Below are 22,653 nucleotides of genomic sequence, written 5' to 3'. Positions count from 1 at the left end.
AAGTGATTAATTCTCCGCCCTTCTGGCGGCCGACCACCGATCCCGTCACTGAAGGTGCAGCGATCCGTTGAACACAGGGAAGATTCCGTGCCAGATAAGGTTTCCACACGCAGCAGAAGAGAAGCACTTTCCGCATGGCCGACGGCAGTTCCCTCAGCGCTCTTTCGACGTCACCCACGCCTCCAGCCTCCCCGCTGCGACATGACTGGACGCGGGCGGAGGTAGAAGAGCTTCTCAACCTCCCCTTCCCGGAACTGCTTTACCGGGCGCAAACGCTCCATCGGCAGTTTTTCGATCCCACCGAGATCCAGATCTCCACGCTGCTGTCGATCAAGACCGGCGGCTGCCCGGAGGACTGCGCTTACTGCCCGCAGAGCTCACGCCACGAGGAGCGCCTGAAGGCTGAAAAGCTGATGGCCGTGGACGGCGTTCTCGCAGAAGCGAAACGGGCTCGAGAGGCGGGCGCCGCCCGTTTCTGCATGGGCGCGGCATGGCGCTCACCAAAAGATCATGACCTTGAGGCCGTGTGCTCCATGATCGAAGGGGTGAAGGCGCTCGGCCTCGAAACCTGCGTCACCCTCGGGATGCTCGACGACCGGCAGGCCCATCGCCTGAAGGATGCGGGCCTCGACTACTACAACCACAACATCGACACCTCGCCCGAGTTCTACGGCGAAATCATCTCCACGCGCACCTATCAGGATCGCCTCGACACGCTGGCTAATGTGCGCGATGCGGGCATCAACGTCTGTTGCGGTGGCATTGTCGGCATGGGCGAAGGTGAGTCGGACCGTGCAGGGATGATTGCCTCCCTCGCCTCCATGCCGAAACATCCGGAAAGCGTGCCGATCAATCTGCTGGTCAAGGTCGCCGGAACACCCCTCGCCACCGCAGAGGAAGTCGATCCCATCGATTTCGTCCGCGTGATCGCAGTCGCCCGCATCACCATGCCTGCCAGCCATGTGCGCCTCGCCGCCGGGCGTGAGAACATGACCGACGAAACCCAGACCCTGTGTTTCCTCTCGGGCGCGAACTCCATCTTCTATGGGGAACGTCTTCTCACCACACCCAACCCCGCCGCCACACGCGATCGCCAGTTGCTGGACCGTCTGGGCATGCACACGACCGTCCTGTCGAAGTAAACAACCGGTAGCATCAGGCGGCCGTCGGATGGGACGGTCGCCTGATTTGTAGTCCGTCAGCTCTTCAGCGTCGCATTCAACGAGATTTCGGTGTTGAACAGTTTGGAGACCGGGCAGTTGGCTTTGGCCTGCTCCGCCAGCTTCACGAAGTCGGCTTCGCTGATGTCCGGCACGGAGCCGGTCAGTGTCAGCTGCACCGCCGTGATGGCAAACCCCTCTCCCTGCTTCTCGAGCGAGACAACGGCTTTCGTATCCAGCCCCGTCGCCGTATGGCCTGCGTTACCCAGAATCAATGACAGCGCCATTGTGAAACAGGCTGCGTGAGCCGCCCCGAGAAGCTCTTCGGGATTGGAGCCGGGCTTGCCCTCGAAGCGTGTATTGAAACCGTACGGCTGGTCCTTGAGCGCTCCGCTTTCCGTTGAGATCAGGCCTTTTCCGTCTTTGATTCCGCCTTCCCAATGGGCAGTTCCATATTTTTTGATAGTCATGAGTCACGTCCCTTTTCTGGCAGCGGGCCGTTGCTTCCTGGCCGGAAACAGCATGTCCCATCCTGCCTATGTGCCCCATTGGAACGCCCGCGAAGCAAGGGTAGTTTCACCGCACAGACAAGATGCTCGCAAAGAGATGATGTCACACACAAACGGAATCGCGTGCATACGGAAGACCATGCTTTGGAATGACATAACACTGCGAACGACCCTGCACCCGGCTCCGGCCGGACACGTTGCGGGTGCGCAGGTGCCTCTTTCCACTCCGCTCCGATCGCGCCATTCTCCCGGCGCGAGGAGTATGCCCTGCGGTTCGCCGCGTGTTATCTGCCGGAGAGTTTTATGAGTGCTGCAACGACTGAAGTCCGTAATTCGACGGATGTTCTTTTAATCGGCGGTGGTGTCATGAGCGCCACGCTCGGCACCTTTCTCAACACGCTGCAGCCCGACTGGACGATCGACATCTTCGAGCGGCTCGACAGTGTCGCGCAGGAAAGTTCGAATGCCTGGAACAACGCCGGCACCGGGCACTCAGCACTGTGCGAACTGAACTATACATCCGAGAACGCAGACGGCACCATCGACATCAGCAAGGCGCTGAACGTCAACGAACAGTTTCAGGTCTCCCGTCAGTTCTGGTCCTATCTCGTGAAATCAGGCCAGATCGCCAACCCCCGCGATTTCATTACCCCCATCCCACATATGAGCTTCGTATGGGGCGACAAGAACGTCGATTTCCTGCGTCGCCGCTATGACGCCCTGAAAGACCACCCACTCTTTTCCGGCATGCGCTACTCGGAAGATCAGGCACAACTGCGTCAGTGGATGCCGCTGGTCATGAACAATCGGGCCGACGGGGAGAAACTCGCGGCCACATGGATCGCTTCCGGCACCGATGTGAATTTTGGCGCGCTTTCGTGTCTTCTGTTCAAGTCGCTGGAAACCAGACCGGGTGTCAGCCTTCACACCGGCCACGAAGTGGAAGACATCAAGCGTGCCGCCGACGGTCGCTGGAATGTCCGCGTGAAAAATCTTCATTCCGGTCAGTCGCGGACAGTCAGCGCCCGCTTTATCTTCATTGGCGCAGGTGGGGCGGCCCTTCCCCTGCTCCAGAAAACCGGCATTCCGGAATCCCGTGGCGTCGGCGGATTTCCCGTAAGCGGCCAGTTCCTGCGCTGTAAGAATCCTGATGTGATCGCGGCTCATCGTGCCAAGGTTTACGGCAAGGCCTCCGTCGGTGCGCCGCCGATGTCCGTGCCACACCTCGATACGCGCATGATTGATGGCGCGCCCGCCCTGCTGTTCGGGCCGTATGCTGGCTTCTCGACACGTTTTTTGAAAAAGGGCTCTCTGCTTGATCTGCCGCGCTCGATCCGTGCCAACAATATCGGGGCCATTCTGGCTGTTGCCCGCGATAGCTGGGCGCTGACAAAATATCTGATCCAGCAGGTTCTCCAGAGCAATGCGGATCGCATGAAGGCGCTTCGTGATTTCGTACCTGACGCGCGTGACGAGGACTGGGAACTGGTCGTTGCTGGGCAACGTGTGCAGGTCATCAAGGCCGATCCGAAAAAAGGTGGCGTTCTTCAGTTCGGAACGGAAGTGATCAGTTCCGCCGACGGCTCAATCGGGGCTCTCCTCGGGGCGTCCCCGGGCGCTTCCACGGCGGCTCCGATCATGCTGACCATCATCCGCAAGTGTTTCGCAGAGCAACTTCCCTCGTGGGAACCGAAACTGAAGGAAATGGTGCCGTCCTTCGGGCAGAAGCTCTCCGATAATCCACAATTATGCGCGACTGTGCGTAAGGAAACGACTGAAACGCTGCGACTGGAAGACTGAGTTTCCCCTTGAGCCGGGAGGGTCTTTCGTCTCCTTTCGGCTCAAGGTTTCCGTGGGTAATTATATCGTTTGGAAGCGAGGCATGAACGGAATGTCCGCTGTCGAGTAACAAGCGTGAAATAGCCGATACTCTGCTTCCGCCCTGCCTCGACCTTTACACGCACGGACGGCTCTCCACATGTGCCCCGCGTTTCCCGGAAGCGGACATCGGAACCGATAGTGTGCACGTCATGAACGGTGACATTCACGCTATTGTTGGCTTCGTAGAGATTCGTCTGGCTACCTCCCAACCACTCGTTAAGGGCACATTGGAGATAATAACCGCTACGCTGCGGTCTCCCTTGAAATTGCCCAACAGACCCCGCTCGCTGGAGGCCATGGGACAGGAGGCGGCCAATCGGACCTCAAGCATAAGGCAGTCACATATTCACCGCATGAGCCCTTTTGAGCGGCTACGGCGGTGAAGTGGAACGACTTCCGTAGATCGGCGGCGAGAAAGGGTTTGCCCGAGAAGTCAGTCCCCTCTTTCAGGCCGACATATCTTGCCTGAAGGAAGGACGGTGCTGCCCGTCTTTCTCAAGGCCGTATTCTGAGGGAACGTCAGAAAATCGACACTGACCGACCGCTTCGTTATAGGGGACAACGTTCTTCAACGTGATCTTCAGGGAGCAGCCCGTGCAATGTGAATGGCGTCGATCTTACGACAGGCTGGTCCCGATGCTGATTAAGGAACATTTCGGTGATCCGGGCGGCGTGACGCGGCAGTTTCCCTACATGAAGCCGACGTTCAAGTGGAAAGGCGACGACTTCCTCATCAGTGCGGAGGCTCTCGCCAACCCGAATAATGAGTATCACGGGCTCGAGCGGCTTGCTGTCCAGTATCATCAGGCCGGCTCCTATGCACTTGCAGGTGAGCATTGGCTGATCGCGGCTGGCTGGCGTCGCAACACGATGGATGCCAATGACGAGCGCCATGTGGAAGCCCTCCAGTTCGTCCTGCGTCATGTCGAATACAACAGGGCGCTGGCAGAGTGGAAAAAGAAGAAACTGGGACGCAAAGCGATGCCATATCCCGTTCAGTTCGGACTCGCCGACGACTGAAGGTCAGGACTGGGCATTCGTTCTTTGAACTTAGATTTTTTCAGAGGTCAGAGAGAACAGTTTATCGGGTTTCGCTCGTTTAAAGCCTTCCTTACGAAAACTACACGTCGTTTCAAGCATGATGTCATGAACGATGTGAAAAATTACTGCTGTGGTGAGTTCTGCGCGCTTGTGAGTTAGATGTCGTATCCCCCGGAAACAACTAGACAGCCCATGCGATTGGCATCACCATTTTGTTGAATACCTTCGCTGAGGAGAGTTTCCGCTTTTCCCAAGTATCCCTGCATGACGCGAAAGAGTGCCTTAATTCGGTTAAAAGCCGAGTAACGCAGGCACGGTGCCGATCTTGCGCACCACACTTCACAGTCAGCTTTGGCCGGATGAGTGCACGGTTCGCATATTGAACAACAACTCTACCTCCCGACCGACGCTATAGGGCGATCTGCTTCTCCTGAAGCCCCTTGAGACGTCCCCTCACCGGCTTTGACGACGCAGTTGACGGTGTTCCGGCTACCTTTCAGGCAAAACCCACATCCGACATCTCCGTGCTTCGTAATTTTCAGTCACCAGAGTGACTGCTGCCCCGTCGAGAAAAGCTGCTACATTCTCAATGTGCCTGATGTCGTAAAGACTGCATCTATCGCTATTGGCAGATATTCAGCGTATAAGCGCCATTCACTCAGAGGGTTGGGGCTGATGACGCTCTTTCGCTGGAATACCCCCGTCCCAAGTCTCCGGACCTGCCACCAATATGAAAGGCATGCCACGGCCATGGCATGTCATCCCTCACGTCGAGCCGTGTCCTTCCCGGACCGGTGCGCTGTCGAAGAGGGCGAGAGATCTCCCACTTTGATCCTGACCAACTGTTGAACCGAAGGGATCTCTTCCCGATGACCGATAGCTGCAAGGTCCTGATGATCTTTCCGCTCTTCAACGCAAGCTCGTTCTGGAATTACAAGGAAGCTTGTGATCTGGCCGGTGCACGCTACCCGGCGGCCCCCCTTGGTCTGATTACTGTGGCCGCCCTGCTCCCGAAAAACTGGGAAATCAAGCTGGTCAATCGTAACACCGAACTTCTGACCGATGATGATTTCGCCTGGGCCGACATGGTGATGACGGGAGGGATGCTCCCTCAGCGAAACGATGCCAATCGTATTATCGAAATGTGTCGTGCGGCTGATAAGCCGGTGGTCATTGGCGGTCCTGATGTCACGTCCAGTCCTGACCTTTACAGTGGCGCGAATTTTCAGGTCCTCGGTGAAGCCGAGGAGATCATGGACGATTTTATCGCGGCCTGGCGTAGTGGCGCCCGAGAGGGCGTTTTCAAAGCGCCTATGGGAAAGACGGACGTCACCAAGAGTCCACTTCCCCGCTTCGATCTGCTGAAACTGAACCACTATCTGCATGTTGGCATTCAGTTCTCGCGCGGCTGTCCGTTCAGTTGCGAGTTTTGCGACATTATCGAGCTATACGGTCGGGTTCCTCGTACCAAGACGAATGAACAGGTTCTGGCTGAGCTGGATGCCTTGTACGCGCTCGGCTATCGTGGGCATGTCGATTTTGTTGACGACAATTTGATTGGCAACAAGAAAGCGCTCAAGAAATTTCTGCCTGAGCTAAAGCGCTGGCAGAACGAGAAAGCCTTCCCGTTCGAGTTTTCAACCGAGGCGTCAGTCAACCTCGCCGACGATGAAGACCTGTTGCGCGGTCTGGCGGAGACGAATTTCTTCGCAGTGTTCGTCGGCATCGAGAGTCCGGATACGGAATCTCTGATTCTGATGCAGAAAAAGCAGAATACCCGGCGCAGCCTGCAAGAAAGCATCACCAAAATCCATGAAGCCGGTATTTTCGTGAATGCAGGCTTCATCGTCGGGTTCGACAGTGAGCGCGGCAGCATCGCCGCAGGTATGATTGAATGTATTGAAGATACATCGATCCCGGTCTGCATGGTTGGCCTGCTTTATGCCCTGCCAACCACACAGCTCACACGCCGTCTTCTGGCCGAGGGACGCCTCTTCTCCGGGGAAGACCAAACGCAGTCGGGAGACCAGTGCACCGCCGGGTTGAACTTTGAAACGAAGCGTCCCCGTTCCGATATCCTGAGAGACTACCGTAACATACTCGACTCAATCTATAATCCGGTCGCGTATTTCGGTCGTGTCCGTCGGTTGGGGCGGATGCTCAAACGGGAACGAACCCATCGGATGATACGCGGTGATCTCCGCAGTTTTGTTCGGTTACTTTTCCGAATTCACCGCGCACGCCCCGGAGCCGGCAAGCAATTCGGGCGCATGCTTCTGGACTGCGCCCTGCACAATCCAAAAGCGTTGCCTTATGTGGTCATGGTCAGCGCTCTTTATTTGCACCTCGGTCCGTTCGCACAACAGGTCATCGGCGAAATCGATCGGGAAATCGAGGATATCGAGCAAGGACGCTGGCAGGCTCCTCCGGTCCTGTTGGCCGCCGAACCCGTACTCCTGTCGGCCTGATCCAGCTTGATTGGTTCATTCCTGAAAGCCAAATTCGCCTTTAGGAATGAACCAAAATACCGTTTATGCCGTAGAGAAGGTTCAATCTGTCTGCTCAGCGCTGCAAGCAGACAGACAGACCGTTTCCGCGGGGCAAGCGAAATATCCACTTTGAAACGGATTACGCAAAAGGCGACGTTCGCAGATTAATCCTTCATCTGTTGGCGTTTCCTGTCCTCGTAAAATCGCATTTCAGACTGTTTGTGCCCCTGTTTTAGTGCTCATTCCTGACCGCATTCCATTTCAAAGACTCACGCTTCATCCAACATGCAGAAGCTTCAGCAATCCATAACTGATTGCACCGAGCCCCATCAGAGAGAGAATGACAGTGGCCGTTACCCGTCCTCCGGCCCGGGCCACTGTTCGTATATCCACGCCAAGACCAAGCGCCCCCATGGAAATCACCGTCAGCAATGTTGCCGCATGGCTGGCCGGGGATAAAAACCATACGGGAACCAGGCCAAGAGACCGGCAGGTAACCAGAACAAGAAACCCGATGATGAACCATGGAAGAAACCTGAACAGTCCTGACGGACTGCCCGGTTCGCCCGCTATCGAGTCTTCCTCGCTGTGCGGCTCGGGGGGCAGAAACGGCGCCAGAAGCGACAGTATAAAACAGACAGGCCCGAGCATCAGGACACGAACGAGTTTGACCACTGTGCCCGTCTGAATGGCTACCGCTCCCAACGGCGCAGTTGCGGCAATGACCTGCGGGACTGCATAAACTGTCAAACCGGAAAATGCCCCGAACATCACGTCGTTCATCCGCAGGGCAATCCCCAGAAACGGCAGTCCGGTGACGACAGCAATCCCCAGAACGGCTGTAAAAGAGATGGAAGCCGCAACATCTTTCCCATCCGCCCGGATGACTGGCGCAACGGCAGCAATCGCCGAGTTCCCGCAGATTGCATTTCCGCAGGCGACAAGCAGGGCCATGCGGGGCGAAAGACCCAGAAGCCAGCCGATCCCGAAGCCGGTCACAAGCGCCATCACCACAACCAGCGCAATACTGAGGATCAGCAGCGGCCCGATTGCAAGGATACTTGCCGCACTGACTGAAACACCCAGCAGAACGACCGAGACCTCCAGAAGATAGCCTGCACTGAATGCGATCCCTGCATGCCACCGGGGGCCCGGCTCCCATAAACTGCGGAGCGCCGTTCCGGTCAGGATGGCAAGAACCAGCGCTTCCAGCCAGACCGAGCCGAACAGCGCACGCTCTCCGGCTTCCAGAGCGTAGGACGCTGCGGTGACTAGGAGGCACAGGCCAATGCCGGGAAACAGAAGCCGGAGCGCGGTGAAAAAACGTGTGGGGGCAAAGCAGGTCAAGACGATTTCCTTTCGTCTCTCTCCCCTACCGCCTCAAAAACAATCTATAAAACGAATTGATTCTGTTATTCCATTCGTCAAAAGCGATTGATTGAAGGTGTCATGACTCTCGAACAGCTTCGAATTTTCATAAGCGTGGCCGAGCGTGAACATATGACCGCCGCGGCCCGCGCCCTGAACATCACGCAATCGACCGCCTCTGCGGCGATCTCCGCGCTTGAAGAACGCCACGGCGTCAAACTCTTTCACCGTGTCGGCCGGGGTATTACCCTGACGGAAGCAGGAAAGATTTTTCTGGATGAAGCGCGGCGTGTTCTCGCTCAGGCGACCACTGCCGAGACTGTGCTTGATGAACTGAGCGGTTTAAGGCGCGGCACTCTGCGCGTGGTCGCGAGCCAGACAATTGCCGCCTACTGGCTGCCCCCCGCTCTTGTTACGTTCCGCCGCGAGTTCCCCGATATCGAAGTGGTGCTGGAAATCGGCAATACGCGACAGGTTGCCGCCCATGTTCGGGATGGAAAATCCGACCTTGGCATCGTGGAAGGCAAGGTGGACGATCCTGCGCTTGCTCACTGGCCCATCGGTGAAGATCGTCTTGAACTGGTTCAGGCTGCGCCGTTTGATGAGGGTAGCACTATTGATGCCGCGTGGTTGCAAAGCGCCCGCTGGATCATGCGTGAGCGCGGGTCGGGCACGCGCTCCTCACTGGATGGTTGCCTGCGCAAGGTCGGTGTTCAGCCAGAGACACTCGAAGAATTTCTTGTATTGCCCTCGAATGAGAGTGTCAGAACGGCCGTGGAAGCGGGCGTTGGCATAGCGGCCCTGTCTTCCCTTGTTGTAGCGCCAGCTCTGGCGGCAGGGACTCTTCATGTCGCCCCTCTGGACTTCGGGCCACGCATATTTTCCGGATTACGCCACAAGGAACGTTATCGTAGTAAAGCGGCGGATGCGTTGTTGCAGGTGATTGAAACGACCCGGTGAGGACGGGTCTCACATAGTGGCAGAAACGCACTGCAAGTATGTTTCATGCTGGACGTGTCGCTGATATCAGGAATTTTCTTATTCTGCAGGCTGGATCACGATGCCATCTCTGCTTCCAAGAAAGGTAGAGCACCACAACAAATGTCCACTGTGATGCGATGCGGACTTTCTCATCCTTAAAAGCCTGTTTCAAAAGCTATCGGACGGCGAGCCGCTGCTCACGGCTTGCGTGGCCGCTTCGCTTCAGTGCTCAAAAATCCACGTCGGTCGTGCGCACCATCAAGGACAATTGCGCTCAGCAGAGAGCTTTTGAAACAGCCTCTAAGAGTAAGCAAAAGCGGTATTTTCTCATTCAGGGATCTGGCACTGAAACGCTTGGACGGCCTGCCCCGTCTTCAAGAAACCATCCGGGCGAAGACCGCCTCCTGCTGTGCAAACTGAATTAAAAACAGAAAACCGGGCAGAGGCATCAGATCACACACCATAAAAAAACGGCATGCCGTAGATACGGAATGCCGTTTTCATCTCATCAATAAAGAAAACAAAGTCTCACGCGGAGTGAGGCTTGCCACCCTTTTCTTTCGGGGTCTGCTCAATCCCCGGAACCTCGATATCGATCTCAAGCATCGAGCAGCCAGAGCCACGATCCAGTTTGACCTGCACCTTGTCCTGATCGACGGCGACGTGCCTGCTGATCACTTCCATGATCTCCTTCTGGAGCTGAACCAGAAGGTCTGACTTGCCGTCCCCAACACTGGCGCGCTCGTGAGCCAGAAGAATCTGCAACCGGTCACGGGCGACGGGAGCGGAGGAGCGCCGGTTGAAGAGATTTGCGAGAAAGCTCATGCAGCACCTCGCTTGAAGAGCCAGTCGAAGAGACCCTTCTTTTCGGTAGGGATGGTGACGTTCACTTTTTCCCCGGCAAGACGGCGCGCAGCCTCGAAATAAGCGCGGGCCGGCGCACTTTCTGGTGCCGCCAGCGTCACCGGTGCTCCAAGGTTTGAAGACCGCAGCACATCCTGGCTCTCCGGAATAATCCCGATGAGCGGGATAGAGAGAATTTCCAGCACATCATCGACGCTCAGCATCTCACCGCGTGCAGCACGGGCCGGATCATAACGGGTCAGGAGCAGATGCTTCGGCATCTTCTCGCCAGTTTTCGCTATTTCCGTCGTGCTGTCCAGCATCCCGATGATGCGGTCACTGTCACGCACCGAGGACACTTCCGGGTTGGTGACGATCACCGCCTGATCGGCATGAGACATGGCAAGCTGGGCGCCACGCTCGATACCGGCGGGGCTGTCGCACACCACCCAGTCGAACTTTTCCTTCAGTTCGGCCATGACCTTTGCCACGCCTTCAGCCGTCAGCGCATCCTTGTCACGCGTCTGGGACGCCGGAAGCAGGGACAGCGTGTCGAGGCGCTTGTCCCTGATCAGGGCCTGCGCCAGCTTGGCATCGCCCTGAATGACGTTGACCAGATCGAAAACCACACGGCGCTCGGCACCCATCACCAGATCGAGATTTCGCAGACCAACGTCGAAATCGACCACGACAACGGACTTTCCCGACTTTGCGAGCGCCGCGCCGAGAGCTGCGGTGGTGGTGGTCTTACCAACGCCGCCCTTGCCGGATGTGACGACGAGAACCTGCGCCATAAACTATTCGTCCTTGTATCTGTTTCGACCCCTGATTATCGCATCAAATGGATCGAATGTGTGTCGAAATCAGGGCTGTGCACCCAAGAAAAATACGCGACCTGAATAACGCTCAGGTTAGCGGCTTAAGAGTAAGCACTTCGTCAACAAGTATGGCCTGTGACGATTTTCCGATCAGCGCCTCGGGCATCTCTTCGGAAATTGCGTAGAATCCGTCAATGGCCAGAAGCTCAGGCTCCATCACGCGCGCGAAAATCCGGGCCTCCGGGCGTCCCACGATCCCGGCGATGGCCCGCCCACGCAACGATCCGTAAACATGGATGGAACCGCCTGCCGAGACTTCCGCGCCGGACGCAACCGACCCGAGAACGATGACGTCGCCATCCGCCCAGACGATCTGCTGGCCTGACCTTACGGGCTCCTCGATGATCAGCGTGCCCGGCGGAAGCTCCGGCTCGTCGACGGAATCAACGGGGATCTCTTCCGCGGCGGTAGACCGTCCGCCGTTCAGTCCCTCGGGCCACTCCCACGTCGAGAACACTGGCTCATCGCGATCCGCGCCTTCGATGCCGATCACGCGAATGCCTCGCTCGACAAGTGCCGGCAGCAGGTCCGCCAGATGAGGCGTGTCCAGCGGCACGAGAGTCAGGTCGAGGATGATCGGCTTGCCCGCGAAGAAGCCGGCTGACCGGCTGACCTGATGGTCGAGCGCGGCGAGCCATATATCCAGAGGGGCTTCAGGCGTGAGGACGAGTGCCAGAAAGGAACGCCCGCCCGCCCTGATTCGTGGCAGGCCAGCAGGATCGGTGGAAGCGGTAGACGAAGTCACGATGCGGCGCTCATCCTGATCTGTATGACAGTCCGGACAGCAGTCTGCGCCGGGTTACGTTATGCTGGCCTGTGGTAACATCGGGGCAAACCGCCTGTCGAGGTTGCTGACAATCATCACAGCCTGCACACACTTGCGCGAATACCCGCACGGACATACTGGCGCACGCATCAGGGATCGCCTAAATCGGGCAGATGCGCATCCTTCATCATTTTCCCCTGTCGCCCTATTGCCGGAAAGTCCGGCTGACACTGGGCGAAAAACGTCTTCCTTTCGAACCGCTGACCGAGCGGGTCTGGGAGCACCGGCCTGAATTCGCCCGCCTGAACCCGGCGCAGGAAGTGCCGGTGCTGGTGGAGGACAACGGGCTCGTCGTGCCGGACTCGTCGGTCATCTGCGAATATCTGGAAGAAGCCTATCCCGATCCGTGCCTGCTGGGCCGGACACTGGCGGAGCGCGTCGAGGTCCGTCGCCTCGTCGCATGGTTCGACAACGTCTTCGCCCGGGACGTCACCCGCAAGCTGCTGGGTGAAAAAGTGTTCAAGCGCATGAGCGGACGCGGCAATCCGGACGGGACCGCCCTGCGGGAAGGCTACGCCAACATCCGGCCCCACCTCGACTATATCGGCCAGCTTGCCGAAGCGCGCATGTGGCTGGCAGGAGGAACGCTTTCGCTGGCCGACTTCGCCGCCGCCTCCCATGTGTCCTGCCTCGATTTCATCGGCGACATCGACTGGAGCAAGCAGGCCGCCGCGCGCGAATGGTATGCGCGGGTAAAATCCCGCCCCTGCTTCCGCCCCCTGCTGAATGACCGCGTTCCCGGCCTGACCCCTCCGGACTATTACGCCAACCTGGATTTCTGAGCGCACCGGAGGACGCGGCAGGGACTGGCGATCATATCCGCGCCAGATCCACTGTCCGCTCCCCCGACAGGGTGAGATGGCTGAGCCGTGGTGCGGTGCGGGAAATGATGCGCCCGTTCCGCAGCACGAAAAGCCGGGCCGGACGTAGCCGGAGCGCATCCAGCACGGAACAGGCCTGCAGCACGACAAGATCGGCCGGATTGCCCACGGCCAGTCCATAAGAAGGCAGCCCCAGAATGCCCGCCGCCATGTCGGTGACACTGCTGAAGCAGGCGGTCATCTCACTCTCGCTGGTCATCTGAGCCGCGTGCAGCCCCATTGAGGCAACTTCCAGCATGTCGTGGCTGCCCAGACGGTACCACGGGTCCATCACGCAATCGTGCCCCAGACCGACCGGCACGCCAGCGCGCAAAAGTTCCGGAATACGCGCAAGGCCACGCCGCTTCGGATAGGTATCGTAGCGTCCCGAGAGCGTCATGTTGATCAGCGGGTTGGACACGGCGGCCAGCCCCGATTCAGCCAGCAGGCCGATGAGCTTGTCGGCGTAGGCATTATCCATCGAGTGCATGGACGTAAGATGCGAGCCTGTCACGCGCCCCTGAAGACCGTAACGGACCGTGCAGGCGGCCATCGTTTCGACATGGCGTGAATTCGGATCGTCCGTCTCGTCGCAGTGCATGTCGATCGGCAGGCTACGATCCGCCGCGAGACGGAATAGCGCGTCGATGGATTCGCCCCCCTGAAGAGTCGTGCGTTCGTAATGCGGAATGCCACCGACCAGATCGAGCCCCATGTCCAGTGCCCGGACAAGCTGCTCCGCCGCCCCCGCCAGCCGAAAGAAGCCATCCTGAGGAAAGGCGACAAGCTGGATGGTCATCCACGGCTTCAGATCCTCGCGCAGGCGAACGAGCGCCCTTACCGCCTTCAGGTCAGGGTCGCTGATATCGACATGAGAGCGGATCGCCAGCGTGCCCTGCGTGATGGTCATCTCACAGAGTTTGCGGGCACGGGTGTAGATTTCTTCTTCCGTGAGAAGCGGCTTGGTCTCTTTCCAGATCTGGATACCTTCCAGCAAGGTGCCGCTGGCGTTATGCCGGACCATCCCCGCCGTCAGCGTCGTATCCAGATGGAAATGGCTATCCACGAACGGAGGCGAGACCAGATAGCCCTCAATATCGAGCGTTTCCCGGGCATCCCCCACGAAATGCTCTTCAATGGCAGCGATGCGTCCGTCGGAAATGGCGATATCGGCATTGCGACCATCGGGGAGGACTGCGTTTTTAAGAAGAAGGTCGATCATCATCGGTCCCGTACTGCGATCTTCAGCCTCGCCTGAGAAGATCTGGTGTCCGGCATCAGCAAAGATCTGTTTCTGAATTTCATGTTTTAGGAAAAGCGGTTTTCCGCGCCATGCACCGGCATCACGGTCTGACGTCGCGCCCGGGCCTGCAGCAGGGCAATCTGCCCGACTGCCGCCGAGAAAAACCCGACGAAATAACCGATATCCGCACCACCCAGCCGTGCTGCAATCGGGCCTGTGTAGAGCGGCGTCGAGGAAAACAGGACAATCGTGAGAAGGGTCACGACAAGGAACAGGGTCGCGGAAGGCGTCCAGCCGGCAAGCGTTTCGCGGCGGGCACTCCGCAGTGAAGCCGGTCGGCAATACCAGTCGGCCAGCACGATGCCGCACCAAGGGGCAATCCAGTACAGCGCCAGAAGCAGGTAATTTTCATAGAGGGATACGAACCTCCCCTCCCCGAGCACCGCAAGCAGATAACCCATTCCTGCCGTGACCACGGCACTCAACATCCGGTTGATGCGGACGCCCCCCGAAATCAGTGCATAGGCTGCCGTATTATCGTTGGCTGCATTGATGGCGATGGATGAAAACGCTACCGCGGCCAGCGCCACAGGTGCGAACAGACCTGACCAGTTCTGCAACGCCGCGATCACGGAACCCGGTGACGGATCGCTGATTGCAGCGCCGGTCAGCAGTCCGAACAGTTCCATGATGAAAGACGAGAGAAATGTTCCGCTGAAGGTCAGCCAGAAAATGCGCGAGGACGGCGCCGAAGCCGGAACATACCGCGTATAATCGGAAGCATAGGCCGCCCATGCCATGTTGAAGCTGCCCACGGCACCGATGCCAACCATGATGTCAGCGAATTTCGGCACCACGGCCGCCGCAGTGACCTGCTGCCCGGCTGACTGGAAAACAGCCATCAGCCCGACAGTAGCGAAGGACACCAGCAGGAGCCAGCCGAGATATTTCTCGATGGCCTGAACAATATCGTGACCGCCCATGCTTGCCAGCAACTGGATCAGAGCAAGAACGCCGAGCGCCAGCCAGAACGGCACGGACAGGCCGATCATCTTCAGCAAAAGAATAAATGCGAGCGCGGATGGCACGTTGTTGACGGCGTCCCACCCCACGCAGTTGGCCCAGTTGATGAGCGACGGCACCCTCTTCCCGACCCGCCCGAATGAAAACCGTGACGCTTCCATCTGCGGAAGTCCGGTTTTAGGTCCCATGACCGCGCAGAAGGCGACGGGCAGCGAACCCAGAAGATTACCAGCCAGCAGCACCCAGAAACCGGTCCACCCGGGCAGACCCAGAACGACCACGAGCACGCCGATCACCCACGCTGCGGGCGCGAGATTGGGCGAAAAATGGCTCCAGAAGACCCGGTCCACTCGTGTTGTCTGAAGATGGGGTGGAACGCTTTCAAGAACTGAAGCGCTTCCGGTTTCCTCGATCTGCATAGACTGGATATCCTGCCGGAATGATCAGACGGTTTCGGCTGTGGGCTGGCGGTAAACATAGGTCTCGTCGAACCGCGAGAGCACGTAGTCCCCTGCCTTCACCGGCGGATAAAGCGGAGGATGATCCGCATCCTGACAGGATGGAAGCGGGCTGATGATCGTATCGAAATTCGGTCCGAAAAAGAGCGGGATGGAATAACGCTCTTTGCCCGAACGGTTGATCACCCGATGCAGCGTCGAACAGAAGAGGTCATTGGTCCACCGGGCCATCATGTCCCCGACATTGATGACGAAGGTGCCCGGAATGGGTGGCGCCTCGATCCATGTGCCTGCGGCATTGAGAACCTGCAGCGCGGACTCGCCGTTCTGATGCAGAATGGTGAAGCACTCGTAATCCGAATGCGCACCGATCCCGATCTGCTTCTCGTTGATGACACCTTTCTGCGGCGGATAACGCAGAATGCGCATATGAGCGCAGGGCTTTTCTACGAGAGGCTGGAAATAATCCTCTTCGAGCCCCAGCGCGAGTGCGAAAGCCCGAAAGATCGTGTGCCCAAGACCAACCAGCGCCGAGCGACATTCCAGGACAGCATCCCTGAAGCCCGCTGGGTGACGCGGCCAGAGGTTCGGGCCGTACAGTCGTTTTCCGGCGAGAACATCGGGATCGGTCTGTGGAATATCGCCAGCGAGATCGAACGCCTCGTGAAGATCACCCTGTGAATCCGGGTTGGTGTTCTCTTCAAGCAGCGGGCCGTATCCACGGTGGTTTTCTGAATTTCTGATGTGAATTTCACATTTTTCCGCTTCTGACAGCATGAAGAATGCTTTGCTCACGGCGTAACAGCGGGCAAGACTCTGCGGATCGACACCATGATGGCAGACGTAGAAAAATCCGACCTCCGTGCAGGCCCGACGCACGGCCTCACCCACTTCGCGTCGGACTGCCGCATCACGCGACATCATCCCCGCAAGGTCGATCATCGGGATTTCGGTGAAGGCTGTACGCTGAACGTTCAGCCCACCCTCCCCTGTTTTCCGAAAACCGTTGCCCGTTTGCACAACAGCCATAACGCAATACGCCTCACACCCGATCAAGATGCCTCACGCGCCGTTTGCTGACGTACGGCCCGCACGATGTGGTGTCACCTAACGATATTCATTTCTATTCTGCAATTAGTTTCTTGAGGATGGCAGAACCGGTCTTAGGAAATGGCGAAACGCTCCAGCGCTTCCGGTGTATCGAAATCGGCCAGAACCGAGAGGTCCGCCTGAACGGTCGCTTTCCTCAGACCCGGATCTGCCAGCAACATTTTGCCGCCCCGGTCGCCGGAAATCTCCCCCAGCCTGTCGAAGCAGCACGCGCCCCACAGGACGGGATTGCCAATCTGCCCTTCCCACTCCGGCAGAACGACATCCACATCCCCATGCTTGAAACGGGCGATCAGCGCATCGAGAATCTCGGAACTGACAAGAGGCATGTCACCAAGACATATCAGGGCTCCTGAGGCGTTCTGTGTCGCTGCCCATGCAATGCCTGCACGCAGAGACGTCGAAAGACCCAGATGAGCATCTGGCGATACAATTGTGGTGAAGGGTTTTTCCATCGGCAGCACGGCTTCACGCACGGCGCGGGCCACGTCCTCCCGCTCGGGTGCCAGCACGACGCATGCTGTCGTCACTCTGCTCGCTGCCACCGAAGCCAGTGTGCGGGCGATCATCGTCCGCCCTGCTCCATCTCTGGCCAGCAGCTTGTGCTGTGGCCCGGAACGAGTGGAACGACCGGCCGCCAGCACCAGGGCGACGACCGCACTCTTCACGGTTCATCCTGTCGTGGCGACCACCATGCCACCTCGTCTGCCAGCGGTGAACCACGCCGAACCGCTACGATTTCGGCCATGATGGATACGGCGATTTCTTCCACGTCCAGCGAGCCTATCGGCAGACCGACAGGCCCCCTGATCCGGCGCAGAGCCGCCTCTTCCACACCGGCTTCCCGCAGACGTTCCAGCCGGGAAGCATGCGTCTTGCGCGAGCCTAGAGCTCCTACATAAAACGCCGGGCTTCCGAGCGCTTCCATAAGAGCGGGATCGTCCAGCTTGCTGTCATGGGTGAGCGTGACAATGGCCGTATTTCTGTCGGGACGCATGTCCGCCAGCACTTCGTCGGGCCACTCCTGCACGAGACGCACCCCCGGAAAGCGCTCCGGCGTCGCAAGGCTGCCGCGCGGGTCGATGATCGTGACGTCATAGCCCACCCGACCGGCCATTCCGGCCAGTGCCTGAGCGATATGTACGGCTCCGACAATCAGCAGGCGCGGCGGCGGTAGTAGGGTCTGCACGAACCATCCGGGTGTCACTCCGGGCGATGCCGCGCCGTCCTTTTCCTTGACGTATTGCTCCGTCATCACTGCCCTGATCGCGGCGGGAACCACTTTCCCCTCCGAGAGGAAGGGAGTTTTGGCCGACACCAGCGCATGGGAAGAACCATCGAGCGCATAGCCGAGAACGATCCTCTCGCCTGCGCTTCGGCTTGCGCCGATACGTGACAGGAAGCGTGCAGGAAACGTGCCCGCGCCAGACTGCGAAGAGCGGACGGCTTCCACAAACACATCGATCCGCCCGCCGCATGCCAGCCCCACGGACCACAGACCGATCTCGTCCCCGCCGTAGCTCAGCAGACGTGGGGGCCCCCCAGCCATGATCTCTGACGCAGCCGACATCACATCCGCCTCCACGCACCCCCCACTCACCGACCCTTCAACGCGCCCGGTCCGTCCCATGACCATGATGCTGCCGAGGGGACGCGGGGAACGGCCACCCGTCCCCACGACAGTGGCGAAGGCGACGGCATCCCCGTCTGACAGCCAGTCGCGCGCGATCGTAAAAGGGCACAGAGCCGTCGAAGGAGATGAGACACAGGACATTTCCGCAGTATATAGCGTCGGGCACATATATTCACTACGCCCACATCATCCTGCCTGACGCATTGGGGGGTTGCTCCCGGCATCAATCGGGTCTCTATCTCCGTCTTCAGGTCCGAATCCGGTTTTTGCTACGCTATTTCGGACAACAACGTGCCAGAATGGAGCATCTCCGATGCCGAACAGCCTCGACGGAAAAGTCATCTACATCGTCGCCGACGGCGGCAAGGCCCGTATCCTGCATCACAAGGACGGCCACATTCAGGAAGCCTCCCATTTCGCCGCAGCGGAGATCGCCGGTTCCTCCGACAATGGCCGCGGTGACTTCTCGGTCTCCGACCACCACAAGGAAGAGTTCGGCAAGCACGTCGCCCAGTGGATCGACGGACAGTTTCAGGGCAGCAACCAGCCGGACGGTTTCGTTCTGGCCGCACCCGCGAAGGTGCTGCACGTGATCCGCGAGCACCTGACGAAGGCCGCACAGGCGAAGCTGATCAAGTCCATCGACAAGGATCTGATCAACATCCCGACGGCTGAGCTCGCCTCTCACTTCGACATTCCGGAGACGGGCTGGAAGACGGCCTGAGGCCTAACTCCTCTCCCAGGCCATGAGATCCCCGATCAGGAGAATCTTTCCGATGAACGATACAGGACGTCTGACCACAGAACGGTTCCCTGTCACGCCGTTTCATCAGAATTGCTCCTTGGTCTGGGATCCCGCGACACGTCAGGCGTTCATCGTCGATCCGGGTGGCGATGCCGCAGCCCTTCACGCCCGTGTGGGCGAGGAAGGGCTGACTGTCTCCGCCCTGCTGCTCACCCACGGTCATCTCGACCATGCGGGCGGTGCGGCGGAACTCAGGACTCTCCTGTCGGAAACGCAGGAGAAGCCCCCCGAGATCATCGGCCCGACGATCAGGGACGAGTTTCTCCTCCAGTCGATCGAGGAACAGGCGCAGCATTTCGGCCTGACCGGACTGCACAGTGTCAGCCCTGACCGCTTCACCACCGATGGTGAAACGTTCGACCTGCTGGGTCGCAGCTATAAAGTCCTGCATGTGCCGGGACACACCCCCGGCCATGTCGTGTTCTATGATGCGAAAGACCAGATCGTATTCGCGGGCGACACCCTGTTTCGCGGGACCATCGGTCGGACGGACTTCTCCTATGGCGACAGCCGGGAACTGATCACGGCCATCCGGGAGAAACTGCTTCCCCTTGGTGACGACGTGGTGGTCGTGCCGGGGCATGGCGCTCCCACGAAGATCGGCATCGAACGGGCGACGAACCAGTTCCTTCAGTAATCGTTCATTTTCCATCATCTTTTATCATCCACGCACCGTTCCCCGGAACGACCAGCAGAGGCGCATGTCACGTGACCCGTCAGACGATCGGCAAATTTTTCCTGTCCCTTGTCCTTGCCTCCAGCGCGCTGACAGCCACGATTGCCCTTCCCGCCTTTGCGGAGGAATTTGCCGGCGAACCGGCAGCCGCCCAGCCGACACTGCCGCAGGAAAAGCTGACCATCCAGTCAGCCAATGGCAAGCATGAGTTCACCGTGGAAAAAGCCACGACCCCACGTCAGCAGCAGGTCGGTGAGATGTTCCGTACCAGCCTGCCCGCCGATCAGGGCATGATCTTCATCTGGAACGCTCCCCAGCAGAGCGACATGTGGATGGAAAACACCCTGGTGCCGCTGGATATCGTGTTCATTGACGCCGATGATCGCATCCAGTCGATAGAAGAAAACGCCGTGCCGCAGAGTCTGGCACGCATCAGCAGCCATGGTCCCGCGCTTGCGACACTTGAGCTTCAGGGCGGCCTCACGGCGAAACTCGGCATCTGTGTGGGTGATCGTGTAGACTCCGCCTCTCTGGCTTCCAGAAACCAGAAGCCTGCCACCCTCGCATCGACCACCACGAAGACGCACTGACGGGATGCTGTTTCCGTCAGTTTCGGTTGCAAAAAGCGGAGATCACGCGTGACGGTTCTGGTGACGGGCGCCGCTGGATTCATTGGGTTCAGTGTGTGTGAACGCCTGCTGGGCGCAGGAATCCGCGTGATCGGCATCGACTGCCTGAACGATTATTACGATCCCGCGCTCAAGGCCGCGCGTCGGGCCAGATTGGAAGCGTTTCCGGATTTTTCCTTTCGCCGTCTCGACATCGCGAAAGACGATCTCCCGTCGTGCATTCCAGCGCATGACCAGAAAGATATCACCGAAATTCTGCACTTCGCGGCACAGGCTGGTGTCCGGCATTCGATGGAAGTGCCCTTAACCTTTGCCGATGCGAATGTGCGCGGACAGGTGGCGCTTCTGGAACTTGCCCGTCGCCTGCCTGCCCTGCGCCACATGGTCTACGCGTCATCCTCTTCCGTTTATGGACGCAATAGCGCGCTTCCCTTCAGAGAGACGGACCGTGTGGACCAACCGGGATCGTTCTACGCCGTCTCTAAACGCACGGGGGAACTGGCTGCCGACTGCTATCACCACCTCTATGGCCTCCCGCTGACCGGACTCCGTTTCTTCACCGTCTACGGACCGTGGGGACGACCTGACATGGCCTATTACAAGTTTGCCCGGGCCATTCTGCGGGATGAGCCTGTCACGTTATACGAAGGAAACGCCCTCTCGCGGGACTTCACCTTCGTCACGGATGTTGTCGACGCCATCTGCAAAATCATGGATGTGCCTCCTTCAGGTGAAAGCCGTCTCATCAATATCGGCAACAACACACCGGAACCCGTCTCGCGAATGGTCGCGCTTCTGGAAACGCTGCTGGGCAAAAAGGCCCATATTCGTCTGACGAAACGGCCGCAGGCAGACGTTGAATATACGTGGGCCTCCATCGACAAAGTGCAACGGCTGATCGACTGGGCTCCCACGACGGATCTGCCAGCAGGGCTGGAGAGTTTCGCCCGCTGGTTCCAGGATTACGAGGCACGTGTCTCCGCGAAGTGAGGCGCCCCTGAAGGGGTCAGACTGTTTCGATGCGAATCGAGACTGTCGCCTCTCTCACAACTCTCCCGAGTCCTCATAACGTTTTCGAAATAAATCAGTGCAGTCGCACATCATTTTGCTCCTCTAGAGTCAGCTTATGCTGCGTCACGCGCCGAGGATCAAAATAAGCCTTTAATGTGGCAATAGTTGATTTTTTTTCATGATTTATAGGATCAATATCCTAAATAGGGCCTTTTTATCCCTCACTTTGGTGCGATCTCACTTTTCCGGCAATTAAGTCTGGATGGCCCTCTTGCCAGGGTCGAAGGCACCTTGCTACCCAACCTAGGAGAGCAAAACACAGGGCTGTAAACAATGGATCTGCTGCGGACGTCTGGCTTCCGTCGCCTTCTTCTGGCGACCCTCACCGTTACCGCAGCAAATGCAATGCACCCCTCAACTGGTGAAGCACGTGTCCGGCACACTGGCCACAAGGTCAGTCGCACCCACCTGCACAGCATGTCATTCAATGCGGTGAGCCACGGTCATCACGGTTACTTCATGCCAGCCCACTACACGCAGTGGGGGCATCGCAGCTATTCCGGCGCCCATGTGATTCAGTGTGTTGCCTTCGCAAAAGCTGAATCCGAAGTCGTTATTCCCGGCAATGCACGCGATTGGTGGTATAACGCCGCTGGCCGTTATGCCCGTGGCTCGGCACCGGAATCAGGCAGCGTCCTCAATTTCCGTCCGATCCGCCGTATGCCGCTTGGACACGTCGCTGTCGTGACCGGCACAGTCAACAGCCGTGTAATCACAATCGATCAGTCTCACTGGGGACAGAACGGCATCAGCCGCAACGTCCGCGTGGTCGATGTCTCCCCTGACAATGACTGGTCCGCCGTCCGGGTCGAACTCAATGGCCGTCGCGGCTCTTTCGGCTCCATCTATCCGACCTTCGGCTTCATCTATCCCCGCAGCGAAGGCGCTGCGCCAGTCATGACTGCCTCCGCCGAGCGCATGACGGTTTCTGCTGATGGCGGCGCATCGGAAGTCGCTGAAGCATCCGAAAATGTCGGCACGATCGAGGAGCAATACCGCGCTCCACGCCGGGCCGCTCATCCGCTTTTCCGTCATTCTCGACATACCGTGCGGCACAAGCAGCGCTAACGGAAAATCCATGCAGTTTCAGACAAGGGGAGAGGCCAGAAGGCTTCTCCCCTTTTTTATTGCCTGAATGCTGCCCCTCACCCGACGCAGGATGACTGGAA

The 22,653-nt window shown here is 58.5% G+C and carries 21 protein-coding genes; 11 read left to right on the top strand and 10 right to left on the bottom strand.

The window, feature by feature from the left end; genetic code table 11:
• The first annotated feature begins 134 nt into the window (after nt 1-134).
• Entirely contained in the window at nt 135-1,142 is a 1,008-nt protein-coding gene (bioB, locus tag GOB81_RS08330; protein ID WP_173569940.1) for a biotin synthase BioB, read from the top strand.
• A 56-nt stretch (nt 1,143-1,198) separates the two neighbouring features.
• Here bioB and GOB81_RS08325 read toward each other — a convergent pair whose 3' ends face one another.
• On the bottom strand, nt 1,199-1,630 hold the full coding sequence (locus GOB81_RS08325) for an OsmC family protein (RefSeq protein ID WP_173569938.1): 432 nt from the start codon (nt 1,628-1,630) through the stop codon (nt 1,199-1,201).
• Nucleotides 1,631-1,972: 342 nt separating this feature from the next.
• Here GOB81_RS08325 and GOB81_RS08320 point away from each other — a divergent pair, with 342 nt between their 5' ends.
• The 3 genes from GOB81_RS08320 to GOB81_RS08310 all read left to right on the top strand — a co-directional run bounded on the left by GOB81_RS08320 (nt 1,973) and on the right by GOB81_RS08310 (nt 7,059).
• The gene (locus tag GOB81_RS08320; protein WP_173569936.1) at nt 1,973-3,469 is read left to right on the top strand and encodes a malate:quinone oxidoreductase; all 1,497 of its coding nucleotides are present in this window, start codon (nt 1,973-1,975) and stop codon (nt 3,467-3,469) included.
• Between the two features lie 717 nt (nt 3,470-4,186).
• Entirely contained in the window at nt 4,187-4,570 is a 384-nt protein-coding gene (locus tag GOB81_RS08315) for a hypothetical protein (protein ID WP_173569934.1), read from the top strand.
• An 890-nt stretch (nt 4,571-5,460) separates the two neighbouring features.
• Nucleotides 5,461-7,059 carry a B12-binding domain-containing radical SAM protein gene (locus tag GOB81_RS08310; protein ID WP_173569932.1) on the top strand — a complete coding sequence of 533 codons (1,599 nt, stop codon included), beginning with the start codon at nt 5,461-5,463 and terminating at the stop codon, nt 7,057-7,059.
• A 297-nt stretch (nt 7,060-7,356) separates the two neighbouring features.
• On the opposite strand, the gene GOB81_RS08305 is transcribed toward GOB81_RS08310, so the two are convergent.
• Entirely contained in the window at nt 7,357-8,427 is a 1,071-nt protein-coding gene (locus GOB81_RS08305) for a YeiH family protein (RefSeq protein WP_173569931.1), read from the bottom strand.
• 102 nt (nt 8,428-8,529) lie between these two features.
• Here GOB81_RS08305 and GOB81_RS08300 point away from each other — a divergent pair, with 102 nt between their 5' ends.
• The gene (locus tag GOB81_RS08300) at nt 8,530-9,408 is read left to right on the top strand and encodes a LysR family transcriptional regulator (RefSeq protein ID WP_173569929.1); all 879 of its coding nucleotides are present in this window, start codon (nt 8,530-8,532) and stop codon (nt 9,406-9,408) included.
• 549 nt (nt 9,409-9,957) lie between these two features.
• Here the strand turns inward: GOB81_RS08300 and minE are convergent.
• From minE to minC, 3 genes are all read right to left on the bottom strand, one after another.
• On the bottom strand, nt 9,958-10,254 hold the full coding sequence (gene minE / locus GOB81_RS08295; protein ID WP_173569927.1) for a cell division topological specificity factor MinE: 297 nt from the start codon (nt 10,252-10,254) through the stop codon (nt 9,958-9,960).
• Nucleotides 10,251-11,066 carry a septum site-determining protein MinD gene (minD, locus tag GOB81_RS08290; RefSeq protein ID WP_173569926.1) on the bottom strand — a complete coding sequence of 272 codons (816 nt, stop codon included), beginning with the start codon at nt 11,064-11,066 and terminating at the stop codon, nt 10,251-10,253. Before minD ends, minE begins: the two co-directional genes overlap by 4 nt.
• A 112-nt stretch (nt 11,067-11,178) precedes the next feature.
• Nucleotides 11,179-11,895, bottom strand: coding sequence for a septum site-determining protein MinC (gene minC / locus GOB81_RS08285; RefSeq protein ID WP_338421336.1), 717 nt, complete (start codon nt 11,893-11,895; stop codon nt 11,179-11,181).
• Between the two features lie 194 nt (nt 11,896-12,089).
• On the opposite strand from minC, the gene fzlA reads away from it, so the two are divergent.
• Nucleotides 12,090-12,758: an FtsZ-binding protein FzlA gene (gene fzlA, locus GOB81_RS08280; RefSeq protein ID WP_173569925.1), complete on the top strand. Its 669-nt coding sequence runs from the start codon at nt 12,090-12,092 to the stop codon at nt 12,756-12,758.
• A gap of 31 nt (nt 12,759-12,789) precedes the next feature.
• On the opposite strand, the gene GOB81_RS08275 is transcribed toward fzlA, so the two are convergent.
• From GOB81_RS08275 to GOB81_RS08255, 5 genes are all read right to left on the bottom strand, one after another.
• On the bottom strand, nt 12,790-14,058 hold the full coding sequence (locus GOB81_RS08275; protein WP_173569985.1) for a cytosine deaminase: 1,269 nt from the start codon (nt 14,056-14,058) through the stop codon (nt 12,790-12,792).
• Between the two features lie 86 nt (nt 14,059-14,144).
• The gene (locus GOB81_RS08270) at nt 14,145-15,521 is read right to left on the bottom strand and encodes a purine-cytosine permease family protein (RefSeq protein ID WP_173569924.1); all 1,377 of its coding nucleotides are present in this window, start codon (nt 15,519-15,521) and stop codon (nt 14,145-14,147) included.
• 24 nt (nt 15,522-15,545) lie between these two features.
• The gene (locus GOB81_RS08265; protein ID WP_173569922.1) at nt 15,546-16,589 is read right to left on the bottom strand and encodes an isopenicillin N synthase family dioxygenase; all 1,044 of its coding nucleotides are present in this window, start codon (nt 16,587-16,589) and stop codon (nt 15,546-15,548) included.
• A 134-nt stretch (nt 16,590-16,723) separates the two neighbouring features.
• Nucleotides 16,724-17,338 carry an NTP transferase domain-containing protein gene (locus tag GOB81_RS08260; RefSeq protein ID WP_173569920.1) on the bottom strand — a complete coding sequence of 205 codons (615 nt, stop codon included), beginning with the start codon at nt 17,336-17,338 and terminating at the stop codon, nt 16,724-16,726.
• Entirely contained in the window at nt 17,335-18,444 is a 1,110-nt protein-coding gene (locus GOB81_RS08255) for an XdhC family protein (protein WP_173569918.1), read from the bottom strand. Before GOB81_RS08255 ends, GOB81_RS08260 begins: the two co-directional genes overlap by 4 nt.
• A 172-nt stretch (nt 18,445-18,616) precedes the next feature.
• Between GOB81_RS08255 and GOB81_RS08250 the strand changes: the two genes are divergently transcribed.
• From GOB81_RS08250 to GOB81_RS08230, 5 genes are all read left to right on the top strand, one after another.
• The gene (locus GOB81_RS08250) at nt 18,617-19,027 is read left to right on the top strand and encodes a baeRF12 domain-containing protein (RefSeq protein WP_173569917.1); all 411 of its coding nucleotides are present in this window, start codon (nt 18,617-18,619) and stop codon (nt 19,025-19,027) included.
• Nucleotides 19,028-19,079: 52 nt separating this feature from the next.
• A complete protein-coding gene (locus GOB81_RS08245; protein WP_173569916.1) occupies nt 19,080-19,745 on the top strand; it encodes an MBL fold metallo-hydrolase in 666 nt (221 codons plus the stop codon).
• Nucleotides 19,746-19,873: 128 nt separating this feature from the next.
• Nucleotides 19,874-20,374, top strand: coding sequence for a DUF192 domain-containing protein (locus GOB81_RS08240; RefSeq protein ID WP_408736915.1), 501 nt, complete (start codon nt 19,874-19,876; stop codon nt 20,372-20,374).
• Nucleotides 20,375-20,422: 48 nt separating this feature from the next.
• Nucleotides 20,423-21,403: an NAD-dependent epimerase/dehydratase family protein gene (locus tag GOB81_RS08235; RefSeq protein ID WP_173569912.1), complete on the top strand. Its 981-nt coding sequence runs from the start codon at nt 20,423-20,425 to the stop codon at nt 21,401-21,403.
• A 354-nt stretch (nt 21,404-21,757) separates the two neighbouring features.
• The gene (locus GOB81_RS08230; protein ID WP_173569910.1) at nt 21,758-22,552 is read left to right on the top strand and encodes a CHAP domain-containing protein; all 795 of its coding nucleotides are present in this window, start codon (nt 21,758-21,760) and stop codon (nt 22,550-22,552) included.
• Nucleotides 22,553-22,653: the final 101 nt, after the last annotated feature.

The sequence above is a fragment of the Acetobacter conturbans genome (genome assembly GCF_011516755.1).
In the GTDB taxonomy this organism is placed as follows: domain Bacteria; phylum Pseudomonadota; class Alphaproteobacteria; order Acetobacterales; family Acetobacteraceae; genus Acetobacter; species Acetobacter conturbans.
Note: the sequence above shows the minus strand (reverse complement) of the source record. Positions and strands in the feature narration are given on the sequence as shown.